The organism is Petropleomorpha daqingensis (assembly GCF_013408985.1).
Taxonomy (GTDB): Bacteria; Actinomycetota; Actinomycetes; order Mycobacteriales; family Geodermatophilaceae; genus Petropleomorpha; species Petropleomorpha daqingensis.
This window is the reverse complement of sequence record NZ_JACBZT010000001.1, coordinates 1,587,097-1,613,792: the sequence shown is the minus strand read 5'-3', so window position 1 is coordinate 1,613,792 and position 26,696 is coordinate 1,587,097. Positions and strand designations below refer to the sequence as shown.

The window sequence follows — 26,696 nt, the reverse complement described above, 5'->3', positions numbered from 1 at the left end:
CGCGGTTCCCGACCACACCGCGAGGGTCGGCCGCCGCTAGGTCCGTCTCGGGAGGTCTAGCCCCAGAGCTAGAGAGTCGTAGAAGGCCTCAGAGGGGCGGACGACGGTCGCCGAAGCGGGTCGCCTGCTCGAAGGCGTGCCCGACCTCCAGCACCCGCCGGTCGGCGCGCGGCGGCCCGACGATCTGCAGACCGACCGGCAGCCCGTCCGGCGTGAACCCGCCCGGCACCGAGAGCGCCGGGCAGCCGGTCGGGGAGAACAGCGTGCAGGAGCGCATCCACTCCAGGTAGTTCTCCTGCGGCACTCCCCCGATCTCGGTCGGGTACTCCATCTCGACCGGGAACGGCAGCACCTGCGTCGTCGGCGCCAGCAGGACGTCGTACCGCTCGAAGAACGCCACCATCCGCTCGTACAGCTTCGTGTGCGCCACCTCGGCGCGGGCGACGTCGGCGCCGGTGAGCTTCGCGCCCATCTCGGCGTTCCAGCGGATGCTCTCCTTGACCAGCTCCGGGGTCCGCCGCGACTTCTCCAGGTGCGCCTGCTCGAACAGCCACGCCCGCAGCGTCCCGAACACCTCGTCGGCGTCGGTCAGATCGGGGCAGTCCTCGTCGACCCGCGCCCCGAGGTCGCGGAACACCCCCAGCTGCGCCATGAGCACCTCGGTCACCGCCGGGTCGACCCTCACCCGCCCGCCGAGGTCCGGCGTCCACGCGACCCGCAGCCCGTCCAGCGACGTGGGCAGCGGCTCGGCGAAGACGGCGCCCGGCGTCTCCAGCGAGATCGGCACCCGCAGATCCGGCCCCGCGATCACCGACAGCTGCAGCGCGACGTCGGCGACCGTGCGCCCCATCGGCCCCTGCACCGACAGCGTCGACCAGCCCAGCGGCGCCGGCCACGACGGCACCCGGCCCGGTGTCGGCCGCAGGCCCACGACGTTGCAGAACGCCGCCGGGTTGCGCAGCGAACCGCCCATGTCCGAGCCCTCGGCCACCGGCACGAGCCCGGCGGCCAGCGCGGCCGCCGCTCCCCCGCTGGACCCGCCGGCCGAGAGCCCGTGCCGGTACGGGTTGTGCGTCACGCCGAAGACCGGGTTGAACGTGTGCGATCCCGCCGCGAACTCCGGCACGTTCGTCTTCCCGACCCGCACCGCGCCCGCTCGACCGAGCCGCGCGACCACGAGCTCGTCGCGGGCGGGCACGGTGTTCGAGAACAGCGGCGAGCCCCACGTCGTCCGCAGGCCCCCGGTCGCGTGGGTGTCCTTGTGCGCCACGGGCAGCCCGTGCAGCGGGCCGACCGGCTCCCCCGCCGCGAGCGCCGCGTCGGCGGCGTCGGCCGCCGCCCGCGCGCCCTCGACGTCGAGGGTCACGATCGCGTTCAGCGCGGGGTTGACCCGCTCGATGCGATCCAGGTGCGCGTCGAGAACCTCGCGCGCCGACACCGTCCGGCCGCGGATCAGCGCCGCCAGCTCCGTCGCCGGGGTGAAGCAGAGGTCGTGACTCACCCTGCGAGGTTCCCACGCTGAGCGCGGGTGGTGACCACCTGGTCGGCCGGGACGACGAGCGTCAGCGCCGAGCCGTCGGCCTCCACCGGAAAGCCGTTGCGCCGCAGCAGCGCCCGCAGCCGGCCGACGTCCGTGGGCTCGGCCGTGGTGGTCGCGAGGAACCGCGCCAGCCGCCCCTTGTGCGCCTTGTTGAAGTGGCTGACGACGGCGCGGCTGCCGTCGGACCGCTCGCTGAGCACGGTGACCGTCACCGCCCCGGGCACCGGCGCCAGCGCGGCGTACGAGCCGCTGCGCAGGTCGACCACCAGGTCGTCGATGTCCGCCAGCACCGCCGACAGCGCCGGCTTCCACAGCGTGCGCAGCGTCGGCAGCCCCGGCAGCTGCGAGCCCGCCGAGAGCCGGTAGGCCGGGATCCGGTCGCCGTCGCGCACCAGCCCGAACAGCGCCGAGCCCACCGCCAGTCGAGATGCCGCCCGGGCCCGCCCTGCCTTCGTCAGCGACCGGACGTCGAGCGCGTCGTAGAGGACGCCGGTGTAGCGCTCCAGCGCGGGCGCGGTGGGCGCGCTCAGCAGCGCCGCGTTGCGCGCGATCTCGCCGTCCTGCTGCGCGGAGAGCCCGAGCGCGGCCCGGGCCGACGGCGGGTCGTCGGAGAGCGCCACCAGCGCCTCGACCAGCTGCGCACGCACCGGCGACAGGGCGGGAGAGGACAGCGAGTCGAGGTCGAGCGGGGAGCCGGACCCGCCCGGCGACTTCGTCTCGGACGGGGGGAGCAGGACCAGCACGAGGCGCCACGTTACGTCGCCCGGAGAGCTCGCCTGAGGCGTTCCTGCGAAGTCCCTGCCAAGAGGACCGAAGTCCTGGCACGTCGCGAGCCACCGGAGCACCATCGAGGGTGCGGCAGATCACCGCGCATCCCTGCGAAGGGAGAGGACGCCATGTCAGCGTTGTCGGAGCGGCCCGAGAATGGCCTGCCGGCCGAGATGTCGCTGGAGGAGAAGCTCGCGTGCGAGCGCGAGGCCCGCCACGACGTCGCGGCCCGCGGACGCATCGCCGACGTCGCGCCCATCCAGCACTACCTCGAGCACTCCCGCACCGAGGACGGTCTGCACCCCCCGAAGAGCGGGCAGCACAAGCCACGCACCCCGCACGAGCGCCCTGCCCGGACCGGGTTGTCCGGCTGGCTGCGCTGGGGCGAGGACGGCCCCCCGAGCCGGACCCAGCACTTCCCGCCCGTCTGAGGTCGGCGGGCCCCGCCTCAGTCCGCGAGCTGCACGGCCACCGGTGCGTGGTCGCTGGCGCCCTTGCCCTTGCGCTCCTCGCGGTCGATGAGCGCGCCGGTCACCCGACCGGCGAGGGCCGGGGAGCCGAGGACGAAGTCGATCCGCATGCCCTCGCGGCGCGGGAAGCGCAGCTGCGTGTAGTCCCAGTACGTGTACACGCCCGGGCCGGGCGCGAGCGGCCGGACGACGTCGGCGTACCCCGCGTCGACGATCGCCCGGAACGCTGCCCGCTCCGGCGGTGAGACGTGCGTGGAGTGCGCGAACACGGCCATGTCCCAGACGTCGTCGTTCTCCGGCGCGATGTTCCAGTCGCCGACCAGCGCCACCGGAGCGTCCGGATCGGCGGCCAGCCAGCCGGCCGCCGTCTCCTTCAACGCGGCGAGCCACTGCAGCTTGTACTGGTAGTGCGGGTCGGTCAGCGTGCGCCCGTTCGGCACGTAGAGGCTCCAGACCCGGACGCCTCCGCAGGTCGCGCCGAGCGCCCGGGCCTCGGTGTCGGGGTCCTCGCCCCAGCACGGCTGGCCGGGGAAGCCGATCTCGACGTCGTCCAGGCCGACCCGCGACACGATCGCCACGCCGTTCCACTGCGAGTAGCCCACGTGCGCCACCTGGTACCCGAGCTCGGTGAACCGCTCTTCGGGGAACTGGTCGTCGCGGCACTTGGTCTCCTGCAGCGCCAGGACGTCGATGTCGCGGCGCTGCAACCAGGCGGCCACCCGGTCGACCCGGCTGCGGATGGAGTTCACGTTCCAGGTGGCCAGTCGCACGCGACCAACCTATGTGCCTTCCCCGACAGTCCTCGGGCGGCCAGGCTGGACCCCATGGACGTCGACACCCGCCTGAAGGAGCTCGGCATCGAGCTGCCGGAACCGGTCGCCCCGGGCGGCAACTACGTCCCGGTCATGCGGGCCGGCGACCTGCTGTTCCTCTCCGGCGCGGGGCCGGCGCGGCCCGACGGGAGCATGGTCACCGGCAAGGTGGGGGACGGCGGGCTGAGCCTCGCCGAGGGGCGGGAGGCGGCCCGGCTGACCGGGCTGCAGCTGCTCGCCGTTCTCCAGTCCGAACTCGGCGACCTCGGCCGCGTGCGTCAGGTGGTCAAGCTCTTCGGCATGGTCAACGTGGCGCCCGGCTTCACCGACACGCCGGGTGTCATCAACGGCTGCTCCGACCTGCTGGTCGAGGTGTTCGGCGACCAGGGCCGGGGCGCCCGCTCGGCGGTGGGCCAGGCGGCGCTGCCCTTCGACATCGCCGTCGAGATCGAGGCCGTCGTCCTCTGTGATCTGTCATCCTCCGGATGACACCGCGGCCAGGTGCTCACGAGCTGATGGTCAGTCCTTGGCCGCGGCCCTGGCCCGGGCGCGCTCGCGGCTCTCCACGAACCGGGTCGCCTGCGCGTCGAGGCCCTCGAGGAACACGGCCAGCTCCTCGCGCGCCTTCTCCCCCGCCGGGCCCAGGTCCGTGCGGTCGAACACCTTCCAGGCGCGCAGCACGGGGCTGACCACCTCGTCGTGGTGCAGCCGCAGGTCGTAGATGCCGGCCTTGGCGATCAGCATCGAGTTGCGCCGGAAGTTCGCCATGGTGGCGCCGGGCATCTCGAAGCCGACGACCTCCTTGGTCACCGCCTGCATGGCCAGGTCCGGGTCGATGTCGAACGCGGCCGCCATCATGTTCCGGTAGAAGACCATGTGCAGGTTCTCGTCGGTCGCGATGCGGGCCAGCAGCCGGTCGGCGATCGGGTCGCCGGTGGCCCGGCCGGTGTTGCGGTGCGAGACGCGGGTCGCCAGCTCCTGGAACGAGACGTAGGCGATCGCCTCGAGCGGCGTCTTGTCCCCGGAGTCGTAGCCGATGGTCATGTAGTCCATCCGGGCCCGCTCCAGCTCCACGGGGTCCACGCCGCGGGTGACCACGAGGTAGTCGCGCAGGGCGACGCCGTGCCGGTTCTCCTCCGCCGTCCACCGGCCGATCCACGTGCCCCACGCGCCGTCCCGGCCGAAGCGGGTGGCGATCTCGCGGTGGTAGCTGGGCAGGTTGTCCTCGGTGAGCAGGTTGGTGATCATCGCGGCCTTGGCGGTCTCGTCGAGCCGCGAGTGCTCCGGCGCCCAGTCCTCCCCGCCCAGGAACGCGAAGTCGCGCCCCTGCGACCAGGGGATGTAGTCGTGCGGGTGCCACTCCTTGGCCAGCGACAGGTGCCGGTCGAGGTTCTCTGCGACCACCGGCTCGAGTTCGACGAGGACGGCGCTCTGGGCGGGCGTGCTGGACATGGACGACCTCCGGCTCGACCTACGACTGCGTAACCTACGCTCCCGTAGCCAACGGGTGACATCAAGGGTTGGTGCCCCGATGCGACCCAGCTCACCCACCAGCGGGTGGACCTTCCTGTCGCGGGGGCCCGATCACAGGCTGTGTTCAGCTCGGGGTGCGATCATGGCCGGATGACCGAGCGGCAGAGGCCTGGGCACAACGCGTGAGCGCTGACCTCGAGGCGCCGCCGGACGCCGGATCCGGTGGTGCGCGCCGGCCGCCGCGCCGCTCGCGCCGGACCGCCCACAGCTTCGGTGGGGCCCTCGGCCTCACGGTTCTCGGCGCCGTCGTCCCCGGGACCGGCTTCTTCGCCGCCGGACGGCGCAAGCTCGGCGCGCTGACCCTGGTGGTGTTCCTGCTGGTGGTCGGCGGTGCCCTGTACCTCGCGACGATCGGCCGGCACGCCGCCGTCCAGCTCGCGGTGAGCACGAGTTCGTTGCTCTGGGTGATCGGCGGCGTGGCCTTGATCGCGCTGCTCTGGATCGCGGTGATCGCCGCGGGCTACACGATGCTCGCCCCCCGGGGGACCCGCGCGCTGCAGCACGTCGTCGGCACGGTGCTCGTCGTCCTGCTCGCGGTCGCGGTGGCCGTGCCCGCCTACTGGGTGGTGCGGCTGGCCGACGCGCAGCGCGGCCTGATCAACGGGGTCTTCGCCGACCACCAGTCGGCCACCGTCGACGACAAGCCCAACCCGTTCGCCGGCAAGGACCGGGTGAACGTGCTGCTGCTCGGCGGTGACTCCGGTCCGGGCCGCGACGGCCTGCGCACCGACACGGTGATCGTGGCCAGCATCGACACCCACAACGGCGACACGACGCTGTTCAGCCTGCCCCGCAACCTGGAGAACCTGCCCTTCCCGCCGAGCAGCCCGATGGCGCAGTTCTACCCGAACGGCTTCGAGGCCGGCAGCGAGAGCGAGGGACTGCTCAACGCCGTCTACCGCAACGGCCCGGCGCAGCACCCCGGCATCCTCGGCCCCACCGACGACGAGGGCGCCGACTGGCTCAAGCTCGGCGTCGGTCAGGCGCTCGGGCTGCACATCGACTACTTCGTGCTGGTCAACCTCGAGGGCTTCAGCCGGCTGGTCGACGCGCTCGGCGGCGTCACGGTCAACGTCAACTACTGGGTGCCGATCAACGGTGACCCGGGCACCGGGCAGCTGCCCGACGACTACATCGCCCCCGGGCCGCACCAGCACCTCGACGGCTTCCACGCGCTGCAGTTCGCCCGCGGCCGGTTCGGCCTCACCGACTACGACCGCATGGCGCGGCAGCGCTGCACGATCGGCGCCATCGTCCAGGCCGCCGACCCGGTGACGGTGCTGCGCAAGTACCAGCAGATCGCCGAGACCACGCAGGACATGGTCAGCACCGACATCCCGCAGTCGGCGCTGTCGGACTTCGTCGACCTCGGGTTCCAGGTCAAGGACGCCGAGGTGCACAGCGTCGTCTTCGACAACACGCTGATCGACCCGGCGTACCCGGACTACGACCAGATGCGCCAGATCGTGCAGTCCGCGCTGTCGTCCGACGCCCCCGCGTCCAGCAGCAGCGCGGCGCCGACCACGGGGACGACGGCCCCGGTCACCTCGGGGTCCGCCGGGGAGACGCCGCCGCCGTCGGGCTCGCCGGTCACCGACGTCGGCGACGCGTGCGCCTACAACCCGCAGCAGGCGCAGCAGGCGCTCGCCCAGGGCAAGCCGCCCACCCGCCACCGCTAGGCGGCCAGCACCACCACGAGGGTCCGGGGGCCGTGCACGCCCTCGACCCGCGAGAGCTCGATGTCGCTGGTGGCCGACGGACCGCTGATCATCGTCAGCGGTCGCACCGGGTCGAGCCGCGCGAGCCCCTCGGGCACTCCCCCGACGACCTGGTCGGAGGTCACCACGCAGACCAGGCAGTCGGGCAGCAGGGAGACCGCGCGCCGGCCGCTCTCGGCGGCGCCGTCGAGCACCAGCGTGCCGGTCTCGGCGATCGCGACCGCGACGCCGGTGACCGCGGCGGCGAAGCCGGCCAGCTCGACCGCGGGGCGGCCGTCGTCCTCGGTCACCCCATCGGGACGCCAGGGGCCCGGCAGACCGGGGGTAACGACGACGTCGGCCGGCCGCCAGCCGGCCCCCAGCCCGGCGTCCAGCGCCGCGCTGACCGCCTCGGCGATCCGGTCCGGCGCGCAGCGCAGCACCTGCGCCCGGTAGTCCTCGAGCCGGTCGGCGAGCACCTCGCGCAGGACGTCGGCCGGGCGGTCGTCGCGGACCCGGTAGTCGCGGGCGAGCTCGGCCACCGCCGGACGGTCGCCCAGCGCCGTCCGGATCCGGGCCAGCACCTCGTCGCGGGCGCTCATCCGCCGTGCTCCCGCAGCCAGGCCTGGGTGAAGGTCTCCTTCGGCGGGGTGGGCAGATCGCGGGTGCGCGTCCACTTCGACGCCGGGGGCGGCAGCGCCGCGGGCATCGTCGGCTTGCCGCGGGCGAGGAACCGGCCCAGCCCGGCCGCCTTCTGCGCCGCGTGCCACAGCCGCGGGTTCGACATCGCCTTGGCCAGCCAGCGGAAGCCGAGGGCCTCGACCGTCGTCCGCTCCTGGGCCTCGACGTGCTCGGCGCGCAGGTGCACGAGGATCGACGGGATGTCGATGGCCACCGGGCAGACCTCGTAGCAGGCCCCGCACAGCGACGACGCGTACGGCAGGGAGGCGTTGTCCTCCACCCCGGTCAGCTGCGGCGAGAGCACCGCCCCGATCGGCCCCGGGTAGACCGAGCCGTACGCGTGCCCGCCGGTGCGCTCGTAGACCGGGCAGACGTTGAGGCAGGCCGAGCATCGGATGCAGTGCAGCGCCTCGCGGCCGATCTCGTCGGCGAGGGTCGCCGTCCGCCCGTTGTCCAGCAGGACCAGGTGGAACTCCTGCGGCCCGTCGCCGGGGGTGACCCCCGCCCAGAGCGACGTGTACGGGTTCATCCGCTCGCCGGTGGAGCTCCGCGGCAGCAGTTGGAGGAAGACCTCGAGGTCGCGCCAGGTGGGCACGAGCTTCTCGATGCCCATGACCGTGATCAGCGTCTCCGGCAGGGTCAGGCACATCCGCCCGTTGCCCTCGCTCTCGACGACGGCGAGGGTGCCGGTCTTGGCCACGGCGAAGTTCGCCCCGCTGATCGCGACCCTCGCCCGCAGGAACCGCTCCCGCAGGTGCGCGCGGGCGGCCATGGCCAGCTGCCGCGGCTCGTCGGTCAGCTCGGGGTCCACGGCCGGCATCTCGCGCAGGAAGATCTCGCGGATCTCCGCGCGGTTCTTGTGGATCGCCGGCACCAGGATGTGCGAGGGCTTGTCGTGCCCGAGCTGCACGATCAGCTCGGCGAGGTCGGTCTCGTGCGCGGCGATGCCGGCGGCCTCGAGCGCCTCGTTGAGGCCGATCTCCTGGGTGGCCATCGACTTGACCTTGACCACCTCGTCGCTGCCGGTGGCCCGGACCAGGCGGGTGACGATCTCGTTGGCCTCGTTCGCGTCGCGCGCCCAGTGCACGGTGCCGCCGCGCGCGGTGACCTGCTCCTCGAGGGCGAGCAGGTGCTCGTCGAGCCGGGCCATGGTCGCGCGCTTGAGCGCCGCGCCGGCTGCCCGCAGCTGCGCCCAGTCGGGCACCTCGCCGACCACGGCCGCCCGCTTCGCGCGGATCGTGCTCGTCGCGTGGCCGAGGTTGGCCCGCAGCTGCCCGTCGCGCAGCGCGGTGCGGGCGGCGTCGGGGAACGGCTGGTCGCCGCGGAGGTTGCCGACCCCACGGGGTGCGGTGGGCAGGCCGAGGAAGACGGTCACGCCGGCACCGCCGGCCGGGTCGCCTGGTGCGGGGAGACCGCCTCTTCGGTCGAGGCGAGGATCTCGGCGAGGTGCACGGTGCGCGTGCCCGAGCGCAGCCGCGACAGCCCGCCGCCGATGTGCATCAGGCACGACGCGTCGCCGGCGGTGCAGACCTCGGCGTGCGTGCCGAGGATGTTCGCCATCTTGTCGGTGAGCATCGCCGTCGAGGTGTCGGCGTTCTTGACCGCGAACGTGCCGCCGAAGCCGCAGCACTGCTCGGCGCCGGGCAGCTCGACCAGCTCCAGGCCGCGGACCGCCCGCAGCAGCCGCACCGGTCGGTCGCCGACGTGGAGCATCCGCAGCGAGTGGCAGGTCGGGTGGTAGGTCACGCGGTGCGGGTAGTAGGCGCCGACGTCGGTCACCCCGAGGACGTCGACGAGGAACTGGGAGAGCTCGTAGGTCCGCTCGGCGAGCGCGGCGGCCTCGTCGGCCAGGGCGGTCTCGCCGCCCCGGCGCAGCACGTCGGCCTGCTGGTGGTGGATGGACGCGACGCACGAGCCGGACGGCGCCACGACCGCCTCCGCACCGGCGAAGGCGCGCACGTGGTTGGCCACGATCGGCACCGCCTCGCGGCGGTAGCCGGTGTTGACGTGCATCTGACCGCAGCACGCCTGGCCGGGCGGGACGACGACCTCGTGCCCCAGCCGCTCGAGCAGCACCGCCGTCGCGCGGGCCACCTGCGGTGCGACGGTGTCCACCAGGCAGGTGGCGAACAGCGCGACCTTCATGCGCTCCCTCTCCGGGCCGCCGCGGAGCGGCGGACCATGCTGGACTCCCGGACGACGAGCGTCGGCTCGTAGACCAGTTGCTGGTGCAGGTGCGTCGCGTGCGCGTTGGCCTCCTCGATCAGCAGCTCGGCGGCCCGGCGGCCGAGCTCCTGGCGCGGCTTGCGCACCGAGGTGAGCGGAACGGCGGCCGCGCCGGCGAAGTCGATGTCGTCGTAGCCCACGATCGCGAAGTCGTCCGGGACCCGCACCCCGTGCCGGACCATCTCCTGCAGCAGGCCCAGCGCGATCAGGTCGTTGGCGCAGACCGCCGCCGTCGGCCGCCGCGACTCGGACATCCCGACGATCTGCGCGCCGGCCTCGCGACCGCCGAGCACGGTGAGCGTCTCCGGGGAGAACACGGTCAGCGGCTCGTCGGACCCGAACCGCCGGCGGACGGCGCGCTCCACGCCGGCGTGCCGTTCCTGCACCTGCGGCAGCCCGGACGGGCCGCCGATGAACGCGATCCGCTCGTGCCCGCGCTCCAGCAGGTGCTCGGCGGCCAGCTGACCGCCGACGACGTCGTCGACGGCGACCGAGCACTGGTCGGGACCGGGTGCCCGGCGGTCGAGCAGGACGACGGGGACGCCGCGCTGCCGGATCGCGTCGAGGTGCGGGGACAGCTGGGCGGTGGGCGTGATGATCACGCCCTGCACCCGCTGCTCGGCCAGCACCGCCAGGTAGGCCGCCTCCTTCTCGGGGCGGTCGTCGGCGTTGCACAGGATCAGCGCCAGGCCCTGCTCGTTGAGGACGTCCTCGACCCCGCGGGCGACGTCGGTGAAGAACGGGTTGGCGATGTCGAGGACGACGAGGCCGACCGTGCGGCTGGAGCCCGCGCGCAGGTGACGGGCCGACTCGTTGCGCACGAAGCCCAACGCGTCGATCGCGGCGAGCACGCGCTCGCGGGTGGGCGGGCTGACCACCTCGGGCCGGTTGAGGACGTTGCTCACGGTGCCGACCGACACCCCGGCCCGCAGGGCGACGTCGCGGATGCTGGCGGTCAGCGGACCTCCTGGTGAACCGTCTCAACGACGGAAGCGGACGCCGTTCCCGAGAGGATCGTGGCGCAGTGGTTGACACATTCCTAGCAGGTTCCTTAGGGTCTGCGCCATCATTTCCTGAAACGTTTCACAGCACTTGCTCGCTCCGATCGGAGAGACCCGTGACCGACCTCCGTGCCCGCGCCCTCGAGGCCCTGGCCGCGCAGACGATCGAGCTGCCCTCCTGGGCGTTCGGCAACTCCGGCACCCGCTTCAAGGTGTTCGGCCAGCCCGGTGTGGCGCGCGATCCGTTCGAGAAGCTCGAGGACGCCGCCCAGGTGCACCGCTACACGGGGGTCGCGCCGCGGGTCTCGCTGCACATCCCGTGGGACCTCGTCGAGGACTACGGCAAGCTCGCCGCGCACGCGGCTGACCTGGGCGTGCAGATCGGCGGGATCAACTCCAACCTGTTCCAGGACGACGACTACCGGCTCGGCTCGCTGACCCACCCCGACCAGCGGGTGCGCGCCAAGGCGATCGCCCACCACGCGCAGTGCGTGGAGGTCATGCGGCAGACCGGGTCGACCGCCCTCAAGCTCTGGCTGCCCGACGGCACCAACTACCCGGGCCAGGACGACCTGCGCGCCCGCCAGGACCGGCTCGCCGACTCGCTGCAGCAGATCTACGCGCTGCTGGACCCCGAGCACCGGCTGCTCATCGAGTACAAGTTCTTCGAGCCGTACTTCTACGCGATGGACATCCCCGACTGGGGCACCTCGCTGCTGCACTGCCTCGCGCTCGGCGAGCGGGCGCAGGTCGTGCTCGACACCGGCCACCACGCGCCCGGGACGAACATCGAGTTCATCGTCATGCAGCTGCTGCGGGCCGGCCGGCTGGGCGCCTTCGACTTCAACTCCCGCAACTACGCCGACGACGACCTCATCGTCGGGTCCGCGGACCCGTTCCAGCTGTTCCGGATCATGAACGAGATCGTGGCCGCCGACGCGCTGCGCCCGGACTCCGGCGTCAACTTCATGCTCGACCAGTGCCACAACATCGAGCCGAAGATCCCCGGCCAGATCCGCTCGGTGCAGAACGTCCAGGAGGCGACCGCGAAGGCGCTGCTGGTCGACCGCGAAGCGCTGCGCGAGGCCCAGCGGTCCGGTGACGTGCTGGCCGCGAACGGCGTCCTGATGGACGCCTACAACACCGACGTCCGGCCGTTGCTGGCCGAGCTGCGCGAGTCGAAGGGCCTCGAGCCCGACCCGTACGCCGCCTACGCCCGCTCCGGCTACCAGGAGCGCATCGCCCGCGAGCGCGTCGGCGGCCAGCAGGCCGGCTGGGGCGCCTGATCCCGCGGTTTCGCGCGCTTAACCGCGCGCGGTCAAGCGCGCGAAACCACCTTTCTCGACGATCGAAGGAACTGCTCCCGTGACGAACCCCGTGGTCAGTGAGCTGATCGGCCGGTCCAACCGGCTCGGCGCCGACCCGCGCAACACCAACTACGCCGGCGGCAACACCTCCGCCAAGGGCACCGAGACCGACCCGGTCACCGGCACGCCGGTCGAGCTGGTCTGGGTCAAGGGCTCCGGCGGCGACCTCGGCACGCTGACGGAGAGCGGCCTGGCCGTCCTGCGGCTGGACCGGCTGCGCTCCCTCGTCGACGTCTACCCCGGCGTCGAGCGCGAGGACGAGATGGTCGCCGCGTTCGACTACTGCCTGCACGGCCGCGGCGGCGCCGCCCCGTCGATCGACACCGCGATGCACGGCCTGGTGACCGCGCCGCACGTCGACCACCTGCACCCCGACTCCGGCATCGCCCTGGCCACGGCCGAGGACGGCGAGCAGCTCACCCGCGAGTGCTTCGGCGAACGCGTCGTCTGGGTGCCGTGGCGCCGTCCCGGCTTCCAGCTGGGCCTGGACATCGCCGCGATCGCCGAGAAGAACCCGCAGGCGATCGGCTGCATCCTGGGCGGCCACGGCATCACCGCGTGGGGGCAGACCAGCGAGGAGTGCGAGGCCAACAGCCTCGAGATCATCCGGACGGCGGAGCGGTTCCTCGCCGAGCGCGGGAAGGCCGAACCCTTCGGCGCCCCGCTGCCCGGGTTCGAGCCGCTGGCGCCGGCCGAGCGCCGGATCCGCGCGGCCGCCCTGGCGCCGGTGATCCGCGGGCTGGCCGGCACCGACAAGCCGCAGGTCGGCCACTTCACCGACGCCGACGTCGTCCTGGAGTTCCTGGCCGCGAGCGAGCACCCGCGGCTGGCGGCGCTGGGCACGTCCTGCCCCGACCACTTCCTGCGCACGAAGGTGCGCCCGCTGGTCCTCGACCTGCCGCCCACGGCGCCGCTCGACGAGGCCGTGGCCCGGCTGCACGCTCTGCACGAGGAGTACCGCGCCGAGTACGCCGCCTACTACGAGCGGCACGCCACCCCGGACTCCCCCGCGATGCGCGGTGCGGACCCGGCGATCGTCCTGGTGCCCGGGGTCGGCATGTTCAGCTTCGGCAAGGACAAGCAGACCGCCCGTGTGGCCGGCGAGTTCTACGTCAACGCCATCAACGTCATGCGCGGCGCCGAGGCGGTCAGCACCTACGCGCCGATCGACGAGGCCGAGAAGTTCCGCATCGAGTACTGGGCGCTCGAGGAGGCCAAGCTCCAGCGGATGCCGAAGCCGAAGCCGCTGGCCACCCGCGTCGCCCTGGTCACCGGCGCGGCGAGCGGGATCGGCAAGGCCATCGCGCAGCGGCTGGCCCGCGAGGGCGCCTGCGTCGTCGTCGCCGACCTCGACCTGCACAAGGCCCGGGACGCCGCCGCCGAGATCGGTGGCACCGACGTCGCCGTCGGCGTGGCGGCCGACGTGAGCGACGCCGAGGCGGTGGCCGCGGCCTTCCGCGAGGCGGTGCTCGCCTTCGGCGGCGTCGACCTGGTGGTCAACAACGCCGGCCTGTCGATCTCCAAGCCCCTGCTGGAGACGACGGAGGCCGACTGGGACCTGCAGCACGACGTCATGGCCAAGGGCAGCTTCCTGGTCTCCCGCGAGGCGGCCCGGATCATGATCGAGCAGGGTCTCGGCGGCGACATCGTCTACATCTCCAGCAAGAACTCCGTCTTCGCCGGGACGAGCAACATCGCGTACTCCTCGACCAAGGCCGACCAGGCGCACCAGGTGCGGCTGCTGGCCGCCGAGCTCGGCGAGCACCAGATCCGGGTCAACGGCATCAACCCCGACGGCGTCGTCCGCGGGTCGGGGATCTTCGCCGGCGGCTGGGGCGCCCAGCGCGCCGCGGTCTACGGCGTCCCCGAGGAGGAGCTCGGCCAGTACTACGCCCAGCGCACCCTGCTCAAGCGCGAGGTGCTGCCCGAGCACGTGGCCGACGCCGTCCTCGCCCTCACCGGCGGGGAGCTCACCCGGACGACGGGTCTGCACATCCCGGTGGACTCCGGCGTCGCGGCGGCGTTCCTGCGGTGACCGGCACGACCTTCGCGGCCGTCGACCTGGGCGCCTCCAGCGGCCGGGTCATGGCCGCGCGGGTCGGCCCGGACCGCCTCGACCTGCACGAGGTGCACCGGTTCCCCAACCGGCCGGTCCGCGTCGGCGGCACGCTGCACTGGGACGTCCTGGCCCTGCACGGCGGCATCCTCGAGGGGCTGCGCGCCGCGGGCCGGGACGCCGGCCGGCTCGCCGGGGTGGGCATCGACAGCTGGGGGGTGGACACCGGCCGGCTCGACGCCGACGGCGTGCTGCTCGGCAACCCGGTGCACTACCGCGACGCCCGGCACGAGACGGCGGTACCGGCGGTGCACGCCGTCGTCCCGCCGGACGAGCTGTACCGGACCACCGGACTGCAGCACCTGCCGTTCAACACGATCTTCCAGCTGGCCGCCGCACGGGGGACGGCCCAGCTGGAGGCCGCGCGCACGCTCCTGCTGATCCCCGACCTGCTCGGCTACTGGCTGACCGGTGCGGTCGGCGCGGAGCTCACCAACGCCTCGACCACCGGGCTGCTCGACGCGACCAGCCGGCAGTGGGCGTGGGAGCTCGTCGACGAGCTCGGCCTGCCGCGCGGCCTCTTCCCGCCGCTGCGCGGGCCGGGAGAGCGGATCGGCGAGCTCACCGCTGAGGTGCTGGCGGAGACCGGCCTGGCCGGGCCAGTCCCCGTCACCGCGGTCGCCTCGCACGACACCGCCTCGGCGGTCGTGGGCGTGCCCGCGTCCACCGACCGGTTCGCCTACATCTCCTGCGGCACCTGGTCGCTGGTCGGCGTCGAGCTGGACGAGCCGGTGCTGACCGAGCAGAGCCGGCGGGCCGGGTTCACCAACGAACTGGGCGTGGACGGAACGGTCCGCTACCTGCACAACGTCATGGGCCTGTGGCTGCTCCAGGAGTCGCAGCGCACCTGGGCTTCATCCGGGCTCACCGCCGACCTGCCCGATCTGCTCGCCGCTGCGGCGCAGGTGCCGGTGTTCACGGCGCTGGTCGACGCCGACGACCCCCGCTTCCTGCCGCCGGGTGACATGCCGGCCCGGATCGCGCAGGTCTGCGCGGAGACCGGGCAGGTCCCGCCGCAGAGCGTGCCCGCGACGGTCCGGTGCATCCTCGACAGCCTCGCGCTGGCCTACCGGCGCACCGTCCGCCGCGCCGCGGAGCTCTCCGGCCGCGAGGTCGAGGTCGTGCACCTGGTCGGCGGGGGAGCGCGCAACGCCCTGCTCTGCCAGCTGACCGCCGACGCCTGCGGTGTCCCCGTGCTCGCCGGGCCGGTCGAGGCAGCCGCACTGGGCAACGCGCTGGTGCAGGCCCGGGCCGCCGGGGTGCTCGCCGGCGGACTGGCCGAGCTTCGGTCGTTGCTGTGCGCGACGCAGGAGGTGCGCACGTACCGCCCGACGCCGGGCAGCGGTCCCGGGTGGGACGCCGCCGAGGCGCGGCTCGGGGGTTCCCGGGCCTAGGGTCGGCGCATGATCGAGCGGGCGCCGTTCGGCGCGACCGGGCACGAGTCCAGCCGGGTCATCTTCGGGGCGGCGGCACTGGCCAGGGGGTCGAAGGGGGACGCCGACCGGGCGCTCGACGTCCTGCTGGAGCACGGGATCAACCACATCGACGTCGCGGCCAGCTACGGCGACGCCGAGCTGCGCGTGGCGCCCTGGCTCAAGCGGCACCCGGACACGTTCTTCCTCGCCACCAAGACCGAGAAGCGCACCTACCGGGAGGCGCGGGAGTCGATCCACCGCTCGCTGGACCGCCTCGGCGTCGACCGCGTCGACTCGATCCAGCTGCACAACCTGGTCGACGTCATCGAGTGGGACCAGGCCCTGAGCGGCGGCGGTGCCCTGGAGGCCGCGCTCGAGGCGCGCGAGGAGGGGCTGGTCCGCTTCATCGGCGTCACCGGCCACGGCCTGTCGGTGCCCGAGATGCACCGGCGCAGCCTCGAGCGCTTCGCCTTCGACTCGGTGCTCTGCCCCTACAACTGGGTGCAGATGCAGGACGAGCGCTACGCCGACCGGTTCGAGGCCCTCGCCGCCGTCTGCGCCGAGCGGGACGTGGCGCTGCAGACGATCAAGAGCCTCGCCCGGCGCCGCTGGGACGGTCGCAAGGCCACCGCGTCGACCTGGTACGAGCCGCTGCGCGAGCAGGCCGACATCGACCTCGCCGTGCACTGGGTGCTCGGGCGGCCGCAGGCGTTCCTGCTCACCACCGGGGACGTCGAGATCCTCCCGCTGCTGCTCGACGCCGCCGAGCGCTTCCAGCAGCGCCCCTCGGACGACGACATGGCCGCGCTCGCCGCCCGCCAGGAGGCCACGCCCCTCTTCGTGTAAGGACCCCCTCCTCCCCACCCCTCGCAGGCTCGGGGTGGGACCCGAGAGGGGGCCGAGAGCCGCCGGACGGCTGACGCGGCTGTCTGTCCTACATCGCGGCGATCTGGATGAGGTTGCCGCAGGTGTCGTCGAAGACCGCCGTCGTCACCGGTCCCATCTGCGTGGGCTCCTGGGTGAACGTGACCCCGAGCCCCTTGAGCCGGTCGAACTCGGCGTGCACGTCGGCCACCGCGAACGAGGTGTAGGGGATCCCGTCGGCCACCAGCGCCGCCTTGAACGGCTTGGCGGCGGGGTGCTCGTCGGGCTCGAGGACCAGCTCGACGCCGTCCGGCGCCTCGGGCGAGACGACGGTGAGCCACCGGTGCTCCCCCAGCGGCACCTCGGTCTTCTTCACGAAGCCCAGCACCTCGGTGTAGAAGCGCAACGCCCTGTCCTGGTCGTCGACCAGCACGCTGGTCAGGTTGATCCGCACGGCAGTTCTCCTCACTCGATGTGCCACCGCTCGACGATGGCCTTGAGCGGCGAGGTGTCCAGGTCGTGGAACTTGTACCGACCCTCGCGGCGCGACCGGACCAGCCCCGCCGCCTCGAGCACCTCCAGGTGCTGGGACACCGCCTGCCGGGTCGAGCTCAGCCCGTGCTTGGAGATCAGGCGGGCGATCAGCTCGAACAGCGTCTGGCCGTTCCGCTCCTGCAGCTCGTCGAGGATGGCGCGTCGGGTCGGGTCGGCGAGCGCCTTGAACACGTCGCCCACGACGGAACAATAGGCAAGTATCTACTTGCCTGACAAGACCCGCCGGCGTCGCCGCCGCCGGACCAGGGCACCTGCCACCAGGACGACGGCGCCGCCGGCCAGCCACGGCCACGGCCCGGGTCCGTCGACGGGTGCCACCCCGGCCGCGCCCGGACGGGGCTCCGCCGACGGCCCCGCGGCCGGCCCGAGCTCCCGGAGGTCGGCCTCCAGCGCTGCGGTGAGCGGGCCGCTGCCGCCGCACAGGGACGCCGCGTACTCCCCCGCCGGCAGCGCCGCGTCGGAGTTGGCGAAGACGACGAACGGCCCGGTCCCGGAGAGCTCCAGTCCGCAGGTCGCGCCGCTGTCCGCCGAGACGACGCCCTGGTGCTCCGCGGCTGAGCCCTTGAACACCGAGTCGACGGCGAAGACGTGCAGCGCCGGGTCGGCGCTGCTGAAGACCGGCGCGTTCGGATGGCTCACCTCTCGCGAGACGAGCGTGCCGGTGAAGACGACGTCGGCCCGTGCGAAGAACCCGGCAGCGTCGTCGGACACGCAGTCGCAGGCGGCCGCGGGGGCAGCAGGCAGCACCACCACGCCCAGCGCGGCCAGGAACAGCGCGAGCACCACCGGGAACGTCCTGCTCACGGCGGCAGTGTGCACCCGATCAGGGCCCGGCGCGCCCACCCGAGTGGTGGTGCCCGTCCTCGGCCGGCGGCGGGACCAGGCCGTCCTCCACCGCCCGCACGTACAGGTCGCGGCGGGTCGGGGCCGGCCGGCCCACCTCGGCGTACTTGAGCCGGATCCGGCGCAGGTGGGTCTTCAGCGTCTCCCGGTCCATGCCCAGCTCGCGTGCGACGGTCGGCAGCAGGTCGCTGCCGGCGACGTAGGCGACGAGGACCTCGCGCTGCCGCGGCGCCAGCCGGGGACGGCGGACACCCCCACCTGCCGGGCTCCGCTCCAGCTCCGCCCGGAGCACCTCGGCCGGATCGGTCCCGGGGCCGGCGACGACCACCGCGGTGCCCCGCTGGCGCAGCCGGACGGCGTCGTCGCGCTCCGGCGTCGCCGTGCAGACGACCACGTCGAGCCGGGAGCCGAGCGCGAACAGGTGGCCCACCCGCTCCGACCAGGCCACCACCTGGGTGCCGGGCACCCGGTCGACGGCGGCGCGGAGGTTCTCCCGGGCAGCGGAATCGTCCGCGACGACGGCGATCCGGTGCGGTTCCGAACGACCCCGAGCCTCCACCGTGCTCCTTCCGTCGCTCCCCGGTAGGTTCTCACCCGTTCCGGATCCGCGCAGGTGGGAGCGGCGTTTCGGTACCGGTCGCTTCGACGGGGAGGCAACGGGTGACGGGGGCGGGGCCGGCGCACCGCACGGTGTCGCTGCACGAGTGGCACGTGGTCGGCGCGGACGGGCTGCCGGCGCGCCATCGCACCGTGCACGTCCTGCGCGCGCTGCGACCGGGACTGGCCACCTACACCTACCGGTTCGACAGCCGGGAGGCCCGGGTGCGGGCGGTCCGGGGCTGCCGCGCGGGTGCTCCCCGGCCCGACGCCCACGGGCTCACGGCAGTCGACCTCGTGCTGCCGCGCACGCTGGCGGTGGGGGAGACGGCCGCGATGGAGTACGAGACCCTCTTCGACTGGCGCTCGGTGCCGCCGCCGCAGCTGCGCCGCGGCATGCGGCAGCGCGTCGAGCGGCTCGACATGCGCGTGGAGTTCTCCCCGCTGCGGTTGCCGGCCCGGCTGGAGTGGGCGGTCTGGGACGGCTTCGGCCCGGACGCGACGGTGCGGGCCGCCGAGGTGGTCACCCTCGACGCCGAGCACGCGGCGCACCGCTTCGTGGACTCCGCAGAGGGCGTGACCGTGGGCTTCACCTGGGCCTGGGCGCCCGGGCAGGAGCCCGTGCTGCCCCGGGAGTGACCGGGATCACGTCCTGCCTGCGTAGAAGACGTCTGAGACGACTGGCATGGTGGAGCCATGGCACCCCTCTCCCCCGACGACGTGGGAGAGGTCGCCGTCCTCGGGCGCGCCAGCGTTGCCGCGCCCGAGGCTCCGTCCCTGCGCTGAGCTCAGCCCGGCAGTTCGGCGAGCGGCCCGTCGCCGAGGTCGACGCCGCTGGCGTCGAGGACGCGGATCCCGACCGTGCCGGGCGCCACCGCGCCCACGCCGGCGCCGGCGATCAGGGGGAAGCTCCCCAGGGTGTTGCCGTTCGCGGCGAGCGCCTCGGCCGTCGTCCCGTTCCGGGGACCGCTGACCACCAGCCAGCCGGGCGGCCCGTTTCCCGGGGGTAGCGGGAGCCGCGACACCGCCCAGCCCGCCGGGACGGCGATCACCCTGTCCAGCAGGGCCGTGCCCGACGCCGCGGGGACCGTGCGGACCACGCGGATCAGCGGATCGCCCTGGCCGCTCCCGGCCACCCCGAGCCAGGCCACGGTCGCACCGGTCGGCAGCGTGGCCCCGACGAGGACCGCCTGGTCGCCGCCGTCCCCGATCGGTCCGGTCGCGAGCAGCACCGGCGAGATCATCGACGCCGGGATGCCGTAGGCGGCGACCATGTCGCGCAGCAGCGACTGCAGCCGGCCCTCGTCGACCGAGCCCCGCAGCTGCCGCGGATCGGCGGGCTGCACCGGCGCCTCGGCGATCGCCCGGGCCCGGTCGCTGAGCACCGGGGAGGTCCGCCAGCCGCCGATGGAGTCGGCGTCGACCAGCACGAGGGTGCCCGAGGGGGCCGGCGGCGGGCCGACGGGCGCGACGGAGATGCCGTCGGTGACCGGCAGCCGGTTGGCGACGCGCTCCACCTCGCCACCGGCGGTGACCGCGCGCCCCAGCAGGAAGGAGATCTGGTCGCCCGGGTGCCCGACGACGACCAGTAGGCCTCCCGTCCACTGCGCGGGCGGCACGTCCCACAGCGCGACCGGGTCCCAGCCGCTGACCGCGAACGGCGCGGTCGCGAGGGTCATCTGCTCGGGGGGCGCCCCGGAGGGCCCGACGAGCCAGGCTGCCACCGTCTGGTCGCTGTCGCGGCCGAGGACGAAGGCGATCCGCTCCTCGGGCGCGTCGGTCGCGAGCGTCACGTGCCGCTCGGCCGGCAACCCGGAGACGGCGGGGATCGACGCGACACCCGACACCCAGGCCGCGTCGTCGGCGAGCGTGCCGCGGGTCGCGATGTCGAAGAACTCGACCGGATGGGTCCGCACCGGGGGGCTCGGGTCGGTCCGGTCGTGCTCCTGCACGGGGGCGGGCGACGAGGTCAGCCGGACGGCGACGAAGACGAGCACGAGCGCCACGGCGGCGGCCAGCACGCCACCGGGACCGCGGGACCGCCGCCGGGTCGTGGGTTCGGGAGCGCCGCCGCCGTCCATGTCGTCAGCCGGGCGTCACGAGCACGTGATGCCCGAGAGGAAGAACGTGTTGTACAGGTCGTCGACCGTGTGGTCGGCCGACCAGGTCACGTACACGTTGAACAACGCGAGGTCCTTGTCGACGAACGTGAGCAGCTCGAACGGCGTCCCGTCGCTGGGGTTGGTCCACTGGGTGAAGTTGCCCTGCGTCTTCTGGTCGCAGGACCACGTCGTGATCACCTGCCCGTTCCCGTAGTTGTAGAACTGGACGACGTCGGCCAGCGTCGCCGCGTCCGGGAACCGGTTGATGAAGGCCTTGATCCCGTTGTCGAAGGTGCAGTCGATCCCTTCCACCGCCTGGGTCCCGCTGACGTCGCCGACCACGCAGCTGTGCGTGCCGACCGGCGTGTCGAGGTTCTGGTCGGGGGCTGCCGGGACCAGCGACGGGAGTGCCGACGCCACGGGCTGGATACCTGCCCACGGCTCGACGTCGGCAACCGCGCTGGCCGACGACGAGCCGCCCTCGCCGTCCTCGTCCACGGCCTTCACCTGGTAGCGGACGCGGCCGACCGGCGCCTGCCGGTCGGTGTACGTGGTGCCGCTGACCCGGTCGAGCGCGGTCCCCTCCCGGGCGACCTCGTAGTGCTCGGCGCCGGGCACGGCGGTCCAGGTCAGCGTGACCGCCAGCCCGTCGACGGCGGGCCGGGAGATCCGCGGTGCGCCGATCGCGGCGGTGATCGGCGCGAACGACGCCGGCTCCGACCGGTCGCCGGAGCCGGTGACCGCGGTGACCTGGTAGCGGTAGCGGACGCCGCCCTCCACCGAGGCGTCGGTGTAGCGGGTCGCGTCGGTGTCGGTCAGCCGCGTGCCGTCGCGGGTGATCTCGTAGCGGTCGGCCCCGCGCACCGCGTCCCACCGGAGGTGCACCTCGCCGTCGGCGGTGGTGGCCTTCAGCGCCGCCGGGGTGCCCGGTCCGCCGCCGAGCAGCACGAACGTGACGATGCCGCCGGCCACGACCAGCACGAGCAGCAGCGCCCCGACGATCAGCCCGGTGCGGGACCGGCGGCGGGGCGGCGGGACCGGGCCGGTCTGCCACGACGGCGGCGGGACCGGCACCGACGGCTGCGGTCCGACGGGCGGGGCGACGCGGGTGGCGCCGTCCGGAGCCGGTTGCTGCTGCGGCTGGGGCGCCGTCGGGGGAGGCGGCGGTGGAGCCGGAGGTGCGGCCGCCAGCCGCAGCGCCTCGGCCAGCTCGCCGCAGGTGGCGTAGCGCGCCTGCGGCTGACCGGCCATGGCCCGGCGGACGACGGCGCCGACGGCGTCCGGGAGATCGGGCCGCAGGGGCGCCAGGTCGGGGACCTCGCCGCGGATCTTCGCCGCGTAGACCGCCTCGATGCCGAGGTCGGCGAACGGGCGCACGCCGGTGAGCAGCTCGAACAGGACGGCGCCGAGGGCGTAGACGTCGGTGCGGGCGTCGACCCCGCGGCCCTCCAGCTGCTCGATCGGGGCGTAGGCCATCGTGGCGACGAACGAGCCGGTGCTGGTCAGCGCGGTGTGGCCGGTCACCGAGGCGATGCCGAAGTCGGTGAGCATCGCCCGCTCGCCGCCGGTGTCGGTCGGGGTGAGCAGGATGTTGTCCGGCTTGACGTCGCGGTGCACCAGGCCGTGCGCGTGCGCGTGGTCGAGCGCGTCGGCCACGGCGCTGACGACGGCGACCGCCCGCCGCAGCGACATGGGCCCGTGCATGCGCAGCTCCGCCGCGGCGTCGGTGCCGCGGACGTACTGCATGCTGATCCACAGCTGGTCGCCCTCCATGCCCCGGTCGTAGACGGCGACGACCGAGGGGTGGGAGAGCTGGGCGGCGGCGTCGGCCTCGCGCTCGAAGCGGCTGGCGTAGGAGGACTCGGTGGTCAGCCGGGGGTGCAGCACCTTGAGCGCGTCGTACCGCGGCAGCCTCGGGTGCCGGGCGAGGTAGACCGCGCCCATGCCGCCCTCGCCGATCAGCCCCTCGATGCGGTAGCCGGCGAAGACGGCGCCAGGGTTCAGCACGACGTCATCCCTCCGCTCCCGTCCGCCCGGGATGATCCCGCACGTCGGGGCCCCGAGGGGCGGATCGCTGCGCCGGTTTCAGCTGGAGTAGGGGCGCTCCCGGTTCAGCTCCTCGCGGGCCACCGACCGGATGTGGACGGCGTCGGGACCGTCCACGATCCGCAGCGTGCGGGCGCTGGCCCACATCCGCGCCAGCCGGGTGTCGTCGCTGACCCCGGCCCCGCCGTGGATCTGGATCGCGCGGTCGATGACGTCGAGGCACACCTTCGGCGCGGCCACCTTGATCGCGGCGATCTCGGTGCGGGCGCCCTTGGCGCCGTACTTGTCGATGAGGTCGGCGGTCTTCAGCGTGAGCAGGCGGGCCTGGTCGATCTCGATGCGGGACAGGGCGATCTGCTCGCGGACGGTGCCCTGCTCGGCGAGCGGACGGCCGAAGGCGACACGCGCCTTCGACCGCTCCACCATGAGCGCGAGCGCCCGCTCGGCCATGCCGATGGCGCGCATGCAGTGGTGGATGCGGCCGGGGCCGAGCCGGGCCTGGGCGATCATGAAGCCGTCGCCCTCGCCGGCGAGGATGTTCGAGACGGGGACGCGGACGTCGGTGAAGCGCAGCTCGCTGTGCCCGTGCTGGTCCTGGTAGCCGAACACCGGCAGGTGCCGGACGATCTCGAGACCGGGGGTGTCGCGGGGGACCAGCACCATCGACTGCTGGCGGTGGGCCGGGCCGTCGGGGTCGGTCTTGCCCATGACGATGAAGATCTGGCAGCGCTCGTCGGCGGCGCCCGTCGTCCACCACTTGCGCCCGTTGATCACGTACTCGTCGCCGTCCCGGACGATCGAGGTCTGGATGTTGCGGGCGTCGGAGGAGGCGACGTCGGGCTCGGTCATGGCGAAGCCGGAGCGGATCTCGCCCTCGAGCAGCGGCTCCAGCCAGCGCTCCTTCTGCTCGGGCGTGCCGAACAGCATGAGCGTCTCCATGTTGCCGGTGTCCGGCGCCCCGCAGTTGGTGGCCTCGGGCGCGAGGGTCGGCGACCAGCCCATGATCTCGGCGACCGAGGCGTACTCGAGGTTGGACATCCCGCCGAGCTCGTGGTGGAACAGGTTCCACAGCCCGCGCTTGCGCGCGTCGGCCTTCAGCTCCTCGAGGACCGGCGGGTGCTCGTGGTTGTCGTGGCCGCGGGCGGCCCGCCACTCGTCGTAGACCGGTTCGGCGGGGAAGACGCTCTCGCGCATGAAGTCCCACATGCGGCCGCAGACGTCCTCGGCGCGTGCCGACAGGGCGAAGTCCATGACCGCAACGTAAACGCCCCGCCGATGCCCGGCGCAGCGGGGTCAGGATCCGGCCGGCCGCTCCGGTGGGCGCATCTCGTCGATGGTGGCGCACCAGAGGCAGGCGACCAGCGGCGAGAGCATGAGCAGCACGATGCCGAGCACGCCGAAGGCGGCCAGGCCGAGCGGGATGCTGGCGAGGACGACGAGCCCGGCGGCCAGCGCGCACCCCAGCCAGAGCACCCAGCCGGGCGGCCGGCGGCGGTAGCGGGGACGATCCCCAGGAGGAGCGGCCGGCCGCGCCGGTGCGGCGAGGACGCGGCGCACGTGCTGGGTAGGCCCGGCGCGCAGCAGCGCAGCCAGCTGCGGGTCGTCCCGCTCCAGCGCCTCCGCCAGCGCGCGGAGGACGGGATCGTCGTCCATGGCCGCCCCCTCGGGGTCCGGACGGGCGTCGTCCCTCCCTGCCGGGTCACCCGTGCCGCGCCGCTTTCCCAGGATCGACGGTTTCACACATGGATCCGGCCGGTTCCGCGCACGTTTTCGTTGCGGAACCGGCCGGACCGGTCGTGCGGGTGGATCAGGCGGTGCGAGCGGCCGTCGCGGTGCGCACGGGGGCGAGCGCGATGACCAGGCCGACGACCGCGGTGAGGATGTGCAGCACGTTGTCGGCGGCGTTGATGTTCAGGAAGTCCCAGCTCTCGCCGACGGCGATCAGGCCGTAGACGAAGGCCGCGGCGTAGCCCACCGCGAGCAGCCAGCCGTAGGTGCGGGCACCGGTCAGGGTGCGCGCGAGGAGCAGGCCGGCGAGGCCGATCACGATGTGCACGACGTTGTGCAGCGGGTTGATCATGAAGAACAGCAGCATCTCGTGCTGGCTGTTGTCGGCGAAGTTGTCGAAGCCGGTGACGAAGAAGCCGACGATCCCGACCAGCAGGTACACCGCGCCGAAGACGAGCGCGAGGATCTGCGGCCAGGGCCTGGCCCCGGTGCTGGTGTTGTCCGCCGAAGCGGTCATCTCGTGTCCTCCAGAAGATCAGTCCTCCGCCACGACTCGGCGGTCCGGCCGTGCGCTACCCGCAGATGTGTTGCGTGGAAACGGATCTCACCCGTCCGTGTAGCGCACAACCGATGTTCGGCAGCCCTCTGGCCTGCGGTTCAGTACCGGGTCGGGTGTGTCAGCGCGACGTGGGCTTCGGACGGCGGACGACGAACGGGCCGATGGCCAGCAGGTCGACCGGCGCCGAGCCGAAGCACTCGAGGGCGTCGCGGGGGTCGTCGACCATCGGGCGCCCCGCGGTGTTCAGGCTGGTGTTGACCACGACCGGCAGCCCGGTGCGCCGCTCGAACGCCGCGATCATGCGGTGCACGAGGGGCTCGGTCTCGGGGTCGATGGTCTGGATCCGCGCCGTGCCGTCCACGTGGGTGACGGTGGGGATCCGGTCCTTCCACTCCGGCGCGACGTCGTGCACGAAGAGCATGTACGGCGAGGGGATCGGGCCGCGGCTGAAGATCTCGGGCGCCCGCTCCAGCAGCACCATCGGCGCGACCGGGCGGAACTGCTCGCGGCCCTTGACGTCGTTCATCCGCTCGAGGTTGGCCTCGAAGCCGGGGTGGGCGAGCAGCGACCGGTGGCCGAGCGCCCGGGGGCCGTACTCGCTGCGGCCCTGGAACCACGCGACGATGCCGTTGTCGGCGAGGACCTCCGCCACGGCCTCGGCGACGTCGTCCGGCCGCTCGTAGTCGATCGCGGCGGTCTGCAGCCAGGTCTCGATCTGCTCGTCGGTCCAGCCGCGGCCGAGCGCGGCCCCGGGCATCGGCTCGGTGCGTTCGCCCAGCTCGTGGGCCACGTGCAGGGCGCCGCCGAGCGCCGTCCCGGCGTCCCCGGCGGCCGGCTGCACCCAGACCTCCTCGAACGGGGTCTCGGCGAGGATCCGCGTGTTGGCCACGCAGTTGAGCGCCGTCCCGCCGGCCATGGTGAGCACCCGGTCACCGGTCTGCGCGTGCAGCCAGCGGGCCAGCTCGACCAGCACCTCCTCCAGCCGCGTCTGGACGCTGGCAGCCAGGTCGGCGTGGTCCTCGGTCCAGCGCTCGTCCTTGCCGAGACGGGGGGCGAAGTCGGAGAAGTCGATCGTCTCGGTGACGAAGCCGCCGTCGCCGGTCGCGCGGATGAGCTCGGAGACCTCGCCCAGGAACCGCGGCTTGCCGTAGCTCGCCATCGCCATGACCTTGAACTCGTCGGAGCTGCGCAGGAAGCCGAGGTGCTCGGTGAGCTCCTCGTACATCAGGCCGAGCGAGTGGGGGAGCGCCTGGCCGGCGAGGATCTCCAGCTGCCCGTCGACGTAGCGGCCGGACAGGTGGCTGTGCGCCTCGCCGCGCCCGTCGAGGACGAGGACGGCGTTGTCGCGCTGCGGCGCGGCCAGCCCGGCCGACGCCGCGTGCGCGACGTGGTGCTTCACGAAGCGGACCTGGGCCGGGTCGAGACCGGGCAGGGCGTGGGCGAGGAAGTCCGGGGCCATCTCGGCGTACTTCTTGCGCATCGTGTCGCCGTCGTCGAACAGCCCGGAGTCCTCCGGCGTCCCCATGAGCGCGGGGTCGAAGGAGTAGGCGACGGCGTCGAGCTCCTCGGGCCGGATGCCGGCCTCCTTCAGGCACCACGCCGCGGAGAGCTCGGGCAGCTCCCACGCGCTCCACGGCAGCGGGCGCTTGCCGTGCTTGCGCCGGCTGAAGCGCTCCTCCTCCGCCGCGGCCACGACCCTGCCGTCGACCACGAGCGCGGCCGCCGGGTCGTGGTAGATGGCGTTGATGCCCAGGACCTTCACGGGGTGGTTCCTCT

At 73.4% G+C, this 26,696-nt stretch carries 26 protein-coding genes; 8 read left to right on the top strand and 18 right to left on the bottom strand.

Annotation, left to right across the window (positions count from 1 at the left end):
- Nucleotides 1–88: 88 nt before the first annotated feature.
- Nucleotides 89–1,501, bottom strand: a complete 1,413-nt coding sequence (locus GGQ55_RS08070) for an amidase (RefSeq protein WP_179715924.1) — start codon at nucleotides 1,499–1,501, stop codon at nucleotides 89–91.
- Nucleotides 1,498–2,283, bottom strand: coding sequence for a peroxide stress protein YaaA (gene yaaA / locus GGQ55_RS08065; RefSeq protein ID WP_179715923.1), 786 nt, complete (start codon nucleotides 2,281–2,283; stop codon nucleotides 1,498–1,500). The genes GGQ55_RS08070 and yaaA overlap by 4 nt, the downstream gene beginning before the upstream one ends.
- 153 nt (nucleotides 2,284–2,436) lie before the next feature.
- On the opposite strand from yaaA, the gene GGQ55_RS08060 reads away from it, so the two are divergent.
- Entirely contained in the window at nucleotides 2,437–2,739 is a 303-nt protein-coding gene (locus GGQ55_RS08060) for a hypothetical protein (RefSeq protein WP_179715922.1), read from the top strand.
- A 17-nt stretch (nucleotides 2,740–2,756) separates the two neighbouring features.
- Here the strand turns inward: GGQ55_RS08060 and GGQ55_RS08055 are convergent, their stop codons facing one another.
- Nucleotides 2,757–3,548, bottom strand: a complete 792-nt coding sequence (locus GGQ55_RS08055) for an exodeoxyribonuclease III (protein WP_179715921.1) — start codon at nucleotides 3,546–3,548, stop codon at nucleotides 2,757–2,759.
- Between the two features lie 54 nt (nucleotides 3,549–3,602).
- Here GGQ55_RS08055 and GGQ55_RS08050 point away from each other — a divergent pair, with 54 nt between their 5' ends.
- Nucleotides 3,603–4,079, top strand: a complete 477-nt coding sequence (locus GGQ55_RS08050; RefSeq protein ID WP_179715920.1) for a RidA family protein — start codon at nucleotides 3,603–3,605, stop codon at nucleotides 4,077–4,079.
- 30 nt (nucleotides 4,080–4,109) lie between these two features.
- On the opposite strand, the gene GGQ55_RS08045 is transcribed toward GGQ55_RS08050, so the two are convergent.
- Nucleotides 4,110–5,042 carry an acyl-ACP desaturase gene (locus tag GGQ55_RS08045; protein WP_179715919.1) on the bottom strand — a complete coding sequence of 311 codons (933 nt, stop codon included), beginning with the start codon at nucleotides 5,040–5,042 and terminating at the stop codon, nucleotides 4,110–4,112.
- 203 nt (nucleotides 5,043–5,245) lie between these two features.
- Between GGQ55_RS08045 and GGQ55_RS08040 the strand changes: the two genes are divergently transcribed.
- Nucleotides 5,246–6,802, top strand: coding sequence for an LCP family protein (locus tag GGQ55_RS08040; protein ID WP_179715918.1), 1,557 nt, complete (start codon nucleotides 5,246–5,248; stop codon nucleotides 6,800–6,802).
- Here GGQ55_RS08040 and GGQ55_RS08035 read toward each other — a convergent pair.
- From GGQ55_RS08035 to GGQ55_RS08020, 4 genes are read right to left on the bottom strand one after another with little or no spacing between them, the layout of a single operon-like run.
- Nucleotides 6,799–7,422 (bottom strand): LutC/YkgG family protein, encoded by a 624-nt coding sequence (locus tag GGQ55_RS08035; protein WP_179715917.1) that lies wholly within the window; start codon nucleotides 7,420–7,422, stop codon nucleotides 6,799–6,801. The genes GGQ55_RS08040 and GGQ55_RS08035 overlap by 4 nt on opposite strands.
- A complete protein-coding gene (locus tag GGQ55_RS08030) occupies nucleotides 7,419–8,876 on the bottom strand; it encodes a LutB/LldF family L-lactate oxidation iron-sulfur protein (RefSeq protein WP_179715916.1) in 1,458 nt (485 codons plus the stop codon). Before GGQ55_RS08030 ends, GGQ55_RS08035 begins: the two co-directional genes overlap by 4 nt.
- Nucleotides 8,873–9,646 (bottom strand): (Fe-S)-binding protein, encoded by a 774-nt coding sequence (locus GGQ55_RS08025; RefSeq protein ID WP_179715915.1) that lies wholly within the window; start codon nucleotides 9,644–9,646, stop codon nucleotides 8,873–8,875. The genes GGQ55_RS08030 and GGQ55_RS08025 overlap by 4 nt, the downstream gene beginning before the upstream one ends.
- Nucleotides 9,643–10,674 carry a LacI family DNA-binding transcriptional regulator gene (locus GGQ55_RS08020; protein ID WP_366490328.1) on the bottom strand — a complete coding sequence of 344 codons (1,032 nt, stop codon included), beginning with the start codon at nucleotides 10,672–10,674 and terminating at the stop codon, nucleotides 9,643–9,645. The genes GGQ55_RS08025 and GGQ55_RS08020 overlap by 4 nt, the downstream gene beginning before the upstream one ends.
- A 170-nt stretch (nucleotides 10,675–10,844) precedes the next feature.
- Between GGQ55_RS08020 and rhaI the strand changes: the two genes are divergently transcribed.
- The 4 genes from rhaI (at nucleotide 10,845) to GGQ55_RS08000 (ending at nucleotide 16,472) form a co-directional block, all read left to right on the top strand.
- The gene (gene rhaI / locus GGQ55_RS08015; RefSeq protein ID WP_179715914.1) at nucleotides 10,845–12,014 is read left to right on the top strand and encodes an L-rhamnose isomerase; all 1,170 of its coding nucleotides are present in this window, start codon (nucleotides 10,845–10,847) and stop codon (nucleotides 12,012–12,014) included.
- A gap of 79 nt (nucleotides 12,015–12,093) precedes the next feature.
- The gene (locus GGQ55_RS08010) at nucleotides 12,094–14,130 is read left to right on the top strand and encodes a bifunctional aldolase/short-chain dehydrogenase (protein ID WP_179715913.1); all 2,037 of its coding nucleotides are present in this window, start codon (nucleotides 12,094–12,096) and stop codon (nucleotides 14,128–14,130) included.
- A complete protein-coding gene (locus tag GGQ55_RS08005) occupies nucleotides 14,127–15,605 on the top strand; it encodes a rhamnulokinase (RefSeq protein WP_366488986.1) in 1,479 nt (492 codons plus the stop codon). The genes GGQ55_RS08010 and GGQ55_RS08005 overlap by 4 nt, the downstream gene beginning before the upstream one ends.
- A gap of 9 nt (nucleotides 15,606–15,614) precedes the next feature.
- Complete coding sequence (locus GGQ55_RS08000) at nucleotides 15,615–16,472, top strand: aldo/keto reductase (protein WP_179715912.1); 858 nt, start codon at nucleotides 15,615–15,617, stop codon at nucleotides 16,470–16,472.
- Nucleotides 16,473–16,560: 88 nt separating this feature from the next.
- Here the strand turns inward: GGQ55_RS08000 and GGQ55_RS07995 are convergent, their stop codons facing one another.
- Genes GGQ55_RS07995 through GGQ55_RS07980 form a run of 4 tightly spaced genes read right to left on the bottom strand, consistent with a single transcriptional unit; the run spans nucleotide 16,561 to nucleotide 18,447 of the window.
- Nucleotides 16,561–16,944: a VOC family protein gene (locus GGQ55_RS07995; protein ID WP_179715911.1), complete on the bottom strand. Its 384-nt coding sequence runs from the start codon at nucleotides 16,942–16,944 to the stop codon at nucleotides 16,561–16,563.
- Nucleotides 16,945–16,955: 11 nt separating this feature from the next.
- The gene (locus tag GGQ55_RS07990) at nucleotides 16,956–17,225 is read right to left on the bottom strand and encodes an ArsR/SmtB family transcription factor (RefSeq protein WP_179715910.1); all 270 of its coding nucleotides are present in this window, start codon (nucleotides 17,223–17,225) and stop codon (nucleotides 16,956–16,958) included.
- Nucleotides 17,226–17,246: 21 nt separating this feature from the next.
- The gene (locus GGQ55_RS07985; RefSeq protein WP_179715909.1) at nucleotides 17,247–17,849 is read right to left on the bottom strand and encodes a hypothetical protein; all 603 of its coding nucleotides are present in this window, start codon (nucleotides 17,847–17,849) and stop codon (nucleotides 17,247–17,249) included.
- Between the two features lie 19 nt (nucleotides 17,850–17,868).
- Nucleotides 17,869–18,447 carry a helix-turn-helix domain-containing protein gene (locus GGQ55_RS07980; protein ID WP_179715908.1) on the bottom strand — a complete coding sequence of 193 codons (579 nt, stop codon included), beginning with the start codon at nucleotides 18,445–18,447 and terminating at the stop codon, nucleotides 17,869–17,871.
- A 101-nt stretch (nucleotides 18,448–18,548) separates the two neighbouring features.
- Between GGQ55_RS07980 and GGQ55_RS07975 the strand changes: the two genes are divergently transcribed.
- Nucleotides 18,549–19,124 carry a hypothetical protein gene (locus GGQ55_RS07975; protein ID WP_179715907.1) on the top strand — a complete coding sequence of 192 codons (576 nt, stop codon included), beginning with the start codon at nucleotides 18,549–18,551 and terminating at the stop codon, nucleotides 19,122–19,124.
- A gap of 149 nt (nucleotides 19,125–19,273) precedes the next feature.
- Here GGQ55_RS07975 and GGQ55_RS07970 read toward each other — a convergent pair whose 3' ends face one another.
- The 6 genes from GGQ55_RS07970 to GGQ55_RS07945 form a co-directional block, all read right to left on the bottom strand.
- Nucleotides 19,274–20,506, bottom strand: a complete 1,233-nt coding sequence (locus GGQ55_RS07970) for a hypothetical protein (protein WP_179715906.1) — start codon at nucleotides 20,504–20,506, stop codon at nucleotides 19,274–19,276.
- 75 nt (nucleotides 20,507–20,581) lie between these two features.
- A complete protein-coding gene (locus GGQ55_RS07965; protein WP_179715905.1) occupies nucleotides 20,582–22,594 on the bottom strand; it encodes a protein kinase domain-containing protein in 2,013 nt (670 codons plus the stop codon).
- A gap of 78 nt (nucleotides 22,595–22,672) precedes the next feature.
- Nucleotides 22,673–23,884 (bottom strand): acyl-CoA dehydrogenase family protein, encoded by a 1,212-nt coding sequence (locus GGQ55_RS07960; protein ID WP_179715904.1) that lies wholly within the window; start codon nucleotides 23,882–23,884, stop codon nucleotides 22,673–22,675.
- Between the two features lie 42 nt (nucleotides 23,885–23,926).
- Nucleotides 23,927–24,286: a hypothetical protein gene (locus GGQ55_RS07955; protein ID WP_179715903.1), complete on the bottom strand. Its 360-nt coding sequence runs from the start codon at nucleotides 24,284–24,286 to the stop codon at nucleotides 23,927–23,929.
- Between the two features lie 154 nt (nucleotides 24,287–24,440).
- On the bottom strand, nucleotides 24,441–24,878 hold the full coding sequence (locus GGQ55_RS07950; RefSeq protein WP_179715902.1) for a DUF4383 domain-containing protein: 438 nt from the start codon (nucleotides 24,876–24,878) through the stop codon (nucleotides 24,441–24,443).
- 160 nt (nucleotides 24,879–25,038) lie between these two features.
- Entirely contained in the window at nucleotides 25,039–26,682 is a 1,644-nt protein-coding gene (locus GGQ55_RS07945) for a carbamoyltransferase family protein (RefSeq protein ID WP_179715901.1), read from the bottom strand.
- Nucleotides 26,683–26,696: the final 14 nt, after the last annotated feature.